This window comes from Tissierella sp. (assembly GCF_032104385.1).
Classification (GTDB): Bacteria; Bacillota; Clostridia; order Tissierellales; family Tissierellaceae; genus Tissierella.
The window spans coordinates 68,004-77,699 of the sequence record NZ_DAMCHJ010000012.1 but is presented as its reverse complement, the minus strand read 5'-3'; the positions used below and the strand labels follow the sequence as shown (position 1 = coordinate 77,699).

Genomic DNA, 9,696 nt, shown 5'->3' with positions numbered 1-9,696 from the left:
CTTAAAAATGGTTTTATATCCTTGATTCAAGGTTTCAATGTTAGTATGACAGGATATGAAGGGGAAATTAGCACTATGGTTACAACTTTGATTAATAGGGGAGGAGTTGTATCAGTAACTAGTACTACTGTGCTTGTATTCTGTGCCATGGGTTTTGCAGGCATTATTAGTATATCTGGAATGTTAGATGTAGTATTGGAGGAATTATTGAAAAGAGTTAAGACTACGGCTGGTATAATATTGTCTACTATTGCTTCTTGTTTTACTGTAGCTTTTGTTACTGGGAATTCTTATCTATCTATATTGATACCTGGAGAATTATTTAGGGATGTATATGTTGAGAGAAATCTTCATCCAAAAAATCTTTCTAGGACATTGGAAGATTCAGGAACTGTATTAGTACCTCTTATACCATGGTCTGCAGCGGGAGCATATATGTCAACTACATTAGGTGTTTCTACAATGGAATACTTACCTTGGGCCATACTAAATTATATGGGAATAGTATTTGCAATAATCTTAGCATTTACAGGTCTTGGAATTGCAAAATTGAGTCCAGAAGACAAAAAAAGGATACAAGAAGAGGTGTAATTATGTTATTAATTAAAAATATAGAGGTGTTTTGTCCTAAAAATATTGGGATAAAAGATGTTTTAATAATTGGTAAAAAGATAGCTTTAATAGAAGATAAGATAGAATCATTTAGTCATAAAGTTAAGATAATTGATGGGACAGGCAAGAAACTTATACCAGGTTTAATAGATAATCATGTTCATATTACTGGTGGTGGAGGAGAGGGAAGTTTCAAAACCAGAGTACCTGAAATTACCTTATCTAAATTAATAGAAGGAGGTATCACTACTGTAGTAGGACTTTTAGGAACTGATGGAACTACAAGGAATATAGAAAATTTATTGGCTAAGGCAAAATCTCTAAAAGAAGAAGGAATATCTGCATATATTCATACTGGTTCCTATGGCTATCCTTCCATAACATTAACAGATTCAGTGAAGAAGGACATAGTTTTTATAGATGAAATAATAGGGGTGAAAATTGCATTATCTGATCATAGAGCCCCTAGTGTATCAAAGTATGAATTGGCAAGACTTGCATCAGATGCAAGAGTAGCAGGTATGATGTCTGGAAAGGCTGGAATAGTTGTGGCTCATATGGGAAATGGAAGAAAAGGTTTAGGTCTAATAAATGAAGTTCTGGAAGAAACGGAAATTCCTATTAGAACCATAAGACCAACCCATGTAAATAGAAAGGAAGAATTACTTGTAGAGTCCTTCCATTATGCTAAAAGAGGTGGGTTAATAGATTTAACCTGCGGAATATATAAGGATCTATCTCCGACTAATGTTATTTTAAGGGCAGAAAAGAATGGCGTTCCTTTAGAAAATATAACTATTAGTTCCGATGGATATGGTAGTTGGTCTAAATATGATGAATATGGGAATCTAGTAAAAATTGGAGCTTCCTCTGTAAGTAGTTTATTTACTGAGATGCAAAATATGGTATTAGAAGCTGGTTTTCAACTAGAAAAGGCATTACAGTTTTTCACTATAAATGTAGCTAAGGCATTAAATTTATATCCTAGAAAGGGATATATTGGTGAAGATTCAGATGCAGATTTATTAATATTAGATAAAAATATGAACTTAATATCAGTAATCTCCAATGGAAAATTGATGTTAGATGGAGAAGAATTACTTGTAAAAGGCACATATGAGTGATATTATAAGAACACCCTAGGGTGTTCTTATTTAATTTTATTTCTATCAGTTAATATATACTAGTAGAATCAGTTGATTTAATAAGATAAGAATAGTAAATTAAAGAAAATATAAGATGGATGGATATAAAGGCATATTTTAGCAAATAATACCTTAATACAGTCTAAATTGAGACTTGATTACATGATTTCATTTAAGTAACATATATATTGTAAACATTAGCACTCGATAACAGTAAGTGCTAATAAAATGAAAGGAAAAATTAATATTAACATAAGGAGGTAATAAAATGAACCTTAGACCATTAGGTGATAGGATTGTAATTAAAAAAGTAGAAGTAGAGGAAAAGACAAAGAGTGGTATAGTTTTACCAAGTACTGCTAAAGAACAGCCACAAATGGCAGAAGTAGTTGCTATTGGTGCTGATATTACAAATGATGAAAAGAAAAAAGACCAAATTAAAGTTGGAGACAAAGTAATATTCTCAAAATATGCAGGAACAGAAATTAAAGTAGATGGTGAAGAATTAACTATACTAAAATTAGCTGATATCCTAGCAATAGTGGAGTAATTATAGTGAATAGCTAATGGTGAATATAAGCAGTGTATTAAAATTGTGATTTTCAATTTTGTGTACATCGCTTAGCTACTAATATTTGCCCCACAGGGTACTGTTCAGTAGTCCTTTAGGGTTTCTTTACCCAGCGAAAAGTTTTAAGTAAGACTTTTGGGTCTTTAATCCTTTCAACTATTAGTTCTTTACTACTAACTATTAACTGAATTTAAAAGGAGTGTGTATATAAATGGCGAAGGAAATTAAGTTTGGCGAAGATGCACGTCGTGCTATGGAAAGAGGAATAAATCAATTAGCTGATACTGTAAAGGTTACATTAGGACCAAAGGGAAGAAATGTTGTATTAGATAAGAAATTTGGCGCACCACTTATTACAAATGATGGTGTAACTATAGCTCGTGAAATAGAATTAGAAGATAAATATGAAAATATGGGTGCTCAGCTTGTTAAAGAAGTAGCTACAAAGACTAATGATGTAGCAGGAGATGGAACTACAACAGCTACTCTACTTGCTCAAGCTATTATTAGAGAAGGACTTAAAAACGTTGCTGCTGGTGCAAATCCAATGATTCTTCAAAGAGGAATTAAATCAGCTGTAAATGCTACAGTAGAAGAAATCAAAAGATTTTCTAAGAACGTAGAATCAAAAGAATCTATAGCTCAACTCGCATCTATTTCTGCAGGGGATGAAGAAATAGGAAAATTAATAGCTGATGCTATGGAAAAGGTAGGAAATGATGGAGTTATCACTGTAGAAGAATCAAGATCTATGGGAACTACTCTAGACGTAGTAGAAGGTATGCAATTTGATAGAGGATATGTATCTGCTTACATGGTAACGGATACTGAAAAAATGATAGCAGAATATGAAAATCCATATATATTAATCACTGATAAGAAGATTAGCAATATCCAAGAAATTCTTCCAATTCTTGAGCAAATAGTACAACTAGGAAAACCACTTGTAATTATTGCTGAAGATATTGAAGGAGAGGCAATGGCTACATTAGTAGTTAATAAATTAAGAGGAACATTTAACTGCGTTGCGGTTAAGGCACCAGGATTCGGAGATAGAAGAAAAGAAATGCTACAAGATATAGCGATTTTAACAGGCGGCGAAGTAATATCAGAAGAATTGGGATATGATTTAAAAGAAGCCACTATTGAAATGTTAGGTAGAGCAGCAAAGGTTAAGGTTGATAAAGAAAATACTGTAATAGTTAATGGAGAAGGTAACCAAGAAGAAATCCAAAATAGAGTTAAACAAATTAAAGCTCAACTTGAAGAAACTGAATCAGAATTTGATTCTGAAAAACTTCAAGAAAGACTTGCTAAATTATCAGGTGGAGTAGCGGTAATCCAAGTAGGTGCTGCAACTGAAACAGAACTTAAGGAAAGAAAGCTTAGAATTGAAGATGCTCTAGCTGCAACACGTGCAGGAGTTGAAGAAGGTATGGTTCCTGGTGGTGGAACAGTATTAATAGATGCAATACCAGCTGTAGCTAAATTACTTGAAACAACTTATGGTGATGAAAAAACAGGAGTTAGTATAATAGTGAGGGCGTTAGAAGAGCCAGTTAGACAAATTGCGGCAAATGCAGGACTTGAGGGTTCTGTTATCGTTGAAAAGGTTAAAGAAGAAGCACCAGGTACTGGATTTGATGCTTTAAATGAAAGATATATAGACATGATTAAAGCAGGTATAGCAGATCCAACTAAGGTAACTAGATCAGCATTACAAAATGCTTCATCTGTAGCAGCTATGGTACTTACTACAGAAGGTGCAGTAGTAGATATAGAAAAAGAAGACCCAATGGCAGCTATGGCAGGAATGGGCGGCATGGGTGGCATGGGCGGTATGATGTAATAAAAAACTTCCGAAGGAAACTTCGGGAGTTTTTTTATTATATCATATAAATATTAACTTCTTTAATATTATTAGCATATAGTTCATATATTAGTATATGGATTAAATTCTAATAAATTAGAGGTGGTTTTTTTATGCTTATTATTATAAACAAAAAAACATTAATGATTTTCTTTCTGGCAATTATTATTATATTTTTTTTGATTTTTAAATTTACTTTAACAGAAAAATCTATTGAAACAAGCATTACTAAAGGACGTATTGCCTTAGTTATAGATGATTTAGGAAATAATGGAGAAGGAATAGACGAGCTAACTAAACTTGATATACCTATTACTGCAGCTGTAATGCCATTTCTTGAATACACAGAGATAGATGCAAAAAAAGCTCATGAAGCTGGGATGGAGATAATATTGCATTTACCAATGGAGCCAGAGAAAGGTGATCCGAAGTGGTTAGGACCTAGGGCAATAAGATCAAATTTTTGTAATGATGAAATCAAAGAAATTGTTTATGATGCCTTAGAACAATTGAAATGGGCAAAGGGAATAAATAATCATATGGGGTCTAAGATCATGAAAGACGAAATGATTATGAAGGAAATCATAAATATAGCAAAGGAAAAGGATATTTATTTTTTAAATAGTAAGACAGACGAATCTAAAATTTCCGAAGAAATAAGCAAAGAACTAGGAGTAGTGTATTTTCAAAGAAATGTTTTTTTAGATAACGAAAGGACGGAATATTACATATCAAAAGCCATGGATGAACTTAGTAAGATAGCTTTAGATAAAGGTTATGCAATAGGAATTGGTCATGTAGGAGGTCAAGGAGGTAAAATAACAATAAATACAATAGATAAGATGTCTGAAAAGTTAAAAGGACAAGGAATTGAATTTATATATTTATCTCAGGTAAAGGATCTTTACAAATAGGTAACAAGAATGGTACTTGGTACCATTTCTATTACTTATTTGTTTAATATATCTATATGATATTGCAGCATTTTAATAATTTCATTTTTCTCCTTATTAACGGGAGCAATTTGTTTCAAGGTTTGTTTAAAATATTCACCAAATGATTTAATAATCATATGTTCTTCCATAGATAATTGTATTTCTGATATACTTTCTGGAGAACTAAATGTTTTAAATAATATATACTGCCTATCTTTAACTGTACAATATGAATTAATATTTTTTAATAATGTAACAGTATTTTGGGGCATAAAGGCTATGTTGAAATTGTCATATGTTTCAAGGAGGTAAATTATATTTTGTAAGATTTCGATGATATCTTGAATTTCTAAATTAATTATTTCAGTACCAGTAGAGTAGTCAAAATGAAATTTTTTATCTATAATTAAATATTTAATAGAGTTTGATAAATATATATCTGTATATTTATAGTACTGTATATTTGATAAAAATGCATTAAATCTTCTTTTATGAATATTTAAAGCCATAATTCCCTCGTTACTGGAAACATTCTTCTTCTTAAGAAATTTTTGGAACAAGTTATTAGTTAGCATAAGCATACTAAAACAATATTTGTATTGAAAGCGATTGCCTATATTCTCTTCAAATCCTACTAAGTCATTGTAATATTCTGTATATTTTGAATAATACTTTACGATAGGTTCAGCATGATTTATAAGGAGTTTACTAAAGTAGTTTTTGAGAATATCTATTCCAGATTTATTTTTCAAATAAAAACCACAGTTAATTTCCCAATCTGGATTTGTTGAAAAGCAAGATAATGCACCAATTTCAGGAATTACATATATTTCTCTATTTGTTGAGCAAGTATCATAGTTGTTAAAATAATATATATTAAGTTTTCCTGTTATAATAACTGGATATATAAAATCTATGAATTGGATTATTTTATTAATATTATTATCCAGTCTTAATAAGATAATTGCTTCCCATCCATTGTTTATAGCCTTTAGCAAAGTATTTCGCCAATAAATTAATTTATAACAATCATTTATTGTATTCATATTATAAGTGATATAAATTATCTTATTATCTTTATGTTCTTGATTGGCTGCAATTTCAAGTAAGGAAATAAAAGCAGAAATAATGTTCTCGATTCCGAAAATTATTTTGTCTTCATCTGATAGATCTATAGTTTGATTAGGAACATTAATATTATCATGGTTATCAGAATAAAGTTGTTTTATATCTAAAAGATTAGAAGTTTTTTTCTCGTCAATTGACTGTTCTTTTCTTTGTTTTTGCTCTTTTTTTTTACACTCAATGGAATATCCTTGTGATTCCAATAATACCTTTCTAGTTTTTTCTATTATATTGCCATTAAACTCATTATTCTTACAAATCTTCATAAAAAGTTCATTTATATGTTGTTCTTGAAATGAATTCTTAATATTTTTTGAAAGGTATTCAGTAATACTTTCAATATATACCGTATTATATGCGGGAATTCTTTTTCCATTAGCCCAACGATTGACAAGTGAACTATCTACATTTATAGCTTTTGCTAATTGATTCATACTTATATCCAAAGTGGAAAGTAAAAAAGATAGACATTCACCAAATTTCACATTAGTTGTCAAAGGGTTCCCTCCTTAAAATAATTGACAATAATTTTATATTATCATATTGGATATAGATAAGTATAAAATTGTCACAACCAAGGCAATGACTTTGATATCAACATAGTATAACTAATACAGATATTAATATATAATTATACAATAAACTACAAAAAAATACATTATTTTATATTTTTTGCTAACTGAGGAGGGGTATATTTGAAATTAAAAAGTATTAAAACAAAGCTAACTTTATCCTATGGAGTACTTTTATTTGTTGTTTGTATAGGTCTTGGACTTATATCCTATAAAACGGCATCTAAGGCTTTGTCAAAGAGTATTAATGAATCGCTTTATCAAATGGCGAAAGAAGATGCAAAGGTTGTTACCGAAGGTATGGGAGTGCAGTTTAATGCATTAGAGGCATTGGCAGAGAGCCATTGGATAAAAAGTAATGAATTAACTTTAGATGAAAAGTTAGATTTATTAAATATTGAAGTCAAACGAAGCGGACATATAGATATGAATATAGCAGATATCAATGGTAACTCAAGAAATACCAATGGAGTAAGTTCTAATATTTCAGATAGAGAATATTACATAAAAGCACTATCGGGTAAAAGAGTAGTTTCGGATCCGATTGTAAGTAAGACTGATAATAAAGTAGTGCTGTGCTATGCAGTTCCTATTAAAGAGGGTGATACGGTAAAAGGAGTACTAATTGCTAACAGAGATGGAAATGTGTTAAGTGATTTTACTAGTGATATGCAATATGGGGAAAGCGGTGCAGTTTTTATGATAAATAAGCAAGGGACAACTATAGCTAATGAAGATAGAAATCTTGTTATGGAAATGGATAATATTATTAAAAATGCTGAAGATGATCCTGAGTTAGAATCTTTCGCTGAAATGGAGAAACGAATGATTGAAGAAGAAGGAGGAGTTGGAGAATATATTTATAAAGGTGTTGCTAAATATATGGGGTTTGCCCCAGTAGAAGGAACTAATTGGTTGTTAGCTATAACTGCACCAAAGTCAGAAGTTATGTCAGAAGTAAATAGTCTAGCGGTTTCAATGTTAATTATTTCAATTATTTATATTATTATTGGTCTAGTTATTACTTTGTTTATAGCAGGAAGTATCTCAAATCCTATAAAAGAAGCCTCGGACTATCTAAACGTAGTAGCAACTGGAGACTTTACAGGAGTAGTACCTAAAAAATTGATGGAAATGAAGGATGAAACAGGTGTTTTGGCAAATGCAATTGATACTATGCAGCAATCTGTAAAAGATATTATAAAAGAAGTAGGTGAGGAGTCATTTAATGTGAGCCAAATGCTTATTAGTATTGATGAGAATATGACTCAACTTAATAAAAGCATAGAAGAGATTTCGGCAACTACAGAGGAATTGTCTGCAGGAACTGAAGAAAATGCCGCATCTACTGAGGAAATGAGTGCAACATCTACAGAAATTGAAAGAGCTATTGAATCTACTGCATCTAAGGCACAGGAAGGTGCAATTATGGTAAATGAGATAAATAATATGAGTCAAGAAATGAAGAAAAAGGCAATATCTTCAAGAGAAGATGCAATTGAAATATATAGAAATACAAAGAGTGATTTAGAAACTGCCATTAAACAATCAGAAGCAGTTAATCAAATCAATGAATTGTCTGAAGCAATTCTCGAGATAACTTCACAAACTAATTTATTGGCATTGAATGCTGCTATTGAAGCTGCTAGAGCTGGTGAAGCAGGTAAAGGATTCGCAGTTGTTGCAGATGAAATTAGAAAATTAGCAGAAGGTTCTAAGAATACAGTTTCTAGAATACAAGAAGTAACTAAAGTAATATTTGAAGCTGTCAATAATCTTTCATCTAACTCCGGCGAAATAATGGACTTCATTGATAAGAAGGTATTAAATGATTATGAAAATCTTGTTAATACCAGTGAACAATACAGTCAAAATTCTATAGGAATAAATGATGTGGTAAATGAATTTAGTGCTACGTCTGAAGAACTCTTGGCTTCAATGCAAAATATGGTGAGAGCAATAGATGAAATAGCAATTGCTGCTAATGAAGAAGCACAAGGAGCTACTAGTATAGCACAGGAAACATCAATTATAACTCAAATGTCAGATGATGTTATTAAGTTAGCAAAGTTGGCAAAAGAAAAATCAGAATCCTTATTAAAAGTGGTTTCAAAGTTTACAGTATAAATTAATATCATAGAAAATAAAACATAATTAAAAGAATAGTAGTTATTAAAAACTTCCTTATGGTGTTTAACCAAAAAGGAAGTTTTTTCATGTAAATATGAAGATGTGATGATATTCTTTGTATAAAGGTACAAAGATATAGGATAACTAAATATTTTATAGAAAAATCCAGGATTTGATGAACATGACGGAATATTTAAAAGTAGACAATGAATTAGCTAAGGTTATTTATGATAATTCTATGGAGAGGCCGAAGATCGAGATTACATTGAAATTCATTAATGTATTACAAAAACATTACAATTGTTAAAAGATTGTTTAATATAAATGCATAAAGGTATATAATAATTATTAAATTTATATAATTTAAAAAAGGGGGTTTTGCCATGCAGTATATATTTATATTAGGAGGAATCCTAGCATTTTTAATACTTCTACTATTATTCTGGAGGAAGGTACCGGCAGATAAAGCCATGGTAATCACAGGTTTAAAGAAAAGGGTTTTATCTGGTAAAGGTGGATTTATGATACCATTTTTAGAAACTTCTTGTACGATTTCTTTAGAAAATATCAGTATGACTACAGATGTAAATGAAGCGCCTTCTAAACAAGGGATATTTGTAAATATAATAGGTACAGCCATAGTAAAAGTGAACAATGAAGAGAATAGTATACTTAAGGCAGTAGAGCAGTTTTGCAATGGTGGAGCAAAAAATTCAGTAGGAGTTATTAGTAGTAT

8 protein-coding genes are annotated in these 9,696 nt (G+C 30.7%); 7 read left to right on the top strand and 1 reads right to left on the bottom strand.

Going from position 1 to position 9,696, the window contains the following annotated elements:
- From RT714_RS12150 to RT714_RS12130, 5 genes are all read left to right on the top strand, one after another.
- Window positions 1-591, top strand: a 591-nt coding sequence (locus tag RT714_RS12150; RefSeq protein WP_313757939.1) for a Na+/H+ antiporter NhaC family protein, incomplete at its 5' end; no start/stop codon positions are given.
- A 2-nt stretch (window positions 592-593) separates the two neighbouring features.
- Window positions 594-1,736: a beta-aspartyl-peptidase gene (iadA, locus tag RT714_RS12145; protein WP_313757937.1), complete on the top strand. Its 1,143-nt coding sequence runs from the start codon at window positions 594-596 to the stop codon at window positions 1,734-1,736.
- A 289-nt stretch (window positions 1,737-2,025) separates the two neighbouring features.
- Window positions 2,026-2,307, top strand: coding sequence for a co-chaperone GroES (gene groES, locus RT714_RS12140; protein ID WP_313757936.1), 282 nt, complete (start codon window positions 2,026-2,028; stop codon window positions 2,305-2,307).
- Between the two features lie 232 nt (window positions 2,308-2,539).
- Window positions 2,540-4,177, top strand: a complete 1,638-nt coding sequence (gene groL / locus RT714_RS12135; protein WP_313757935.1) for a chaperonin GroEL — start codon at window positions 2,540-2,542, stop codon at window positions 4,175-4,177.
- 134 nt (window positions 4,178-4,311) lie between these two features.
- On the top strand, window positions 4,312-5,112 hold the full coding sequence (locus RT714_RS12130) for a divergent polysaccharide deacetylase family protein (protein ID WP_313757933.1): 801 nt from the start codon (window positions 4,312-4,314) through the stop codon (window positions 5,110-5,112).
- A 35-nt stretch (window positions 5,113-5,147) separates the two neighbouring features.
- Here RT714_RS12130 and RT714_RS12125 read toward each other — a convergent pair whose 3' ends face one another.
- Complete coding sequence (locus RT714_RS12125; protein WP_313757931.1) at window positions 5,148-6,755, bottom strand: helix-turn-helix transcriptional regulator; 1,608 nt, start codon at window positions 6,753-6,755, stop codon at window positions 5,148-5,150.
- Between the two features lie 198 nt (window positions 6,756-6,953).
- Here RT714_RS12125 and RT714_RS12120 point away from each other — a divergent pair, with 198 nt between their 5' ends.
- Window positions 6,954-8,957: a methyl-accepting chemotaxis protein gene (locus RT714_RS12120; RefSeq protein WP_313757930.1), complete on the top strand. Its 2,004-nt coding sequence runs from the start codon at window positions 6,954-6,956 to the stop codon at window positions 8,955-8,957.
- A gap of 386 nt (window positions 8,958-9,343) precedes the next feature.
- Window positions 9,344-9,696 (top strand): SPFH domain-containing protein (locus RT714_RS12115; RefSeq protein ID WP_313757928.1); only part of this gene is annotated, 353 nt, incomplete at its 3' end.

What these genes read in the sequence shown, in the direction of transcription:
- iadA (WP_313757937.1), top strand. Translation starts at nt 594, where the DNA reads ATGTTATTAATTAAAAATATAGAGGTGTTTTGTCCTAAAAATATTGGG.
- groES (WP_313757936.1), top strand. Translation starts at nt 2,026, where the DNA reads ATGAACCTTAGACCATTAGGTGATAGGATTGTAATTAAAAAAGTAGAA.
- RT714_RS12130 (WP_313757933.1), top strand. Translation starts at nt 4,312, where the DNA reads ATGCTTATTATTATAAACAAAAAAACATTAATGATTTTCTTTCTGGCA.
- groL (WP_313757935.1), top strand. Translation starts at nt 2,540, where the DNA reads ATGGCGAAGGAAATTAAGTTTGGCGAAGATGCACGTCGTGCTATGGAA.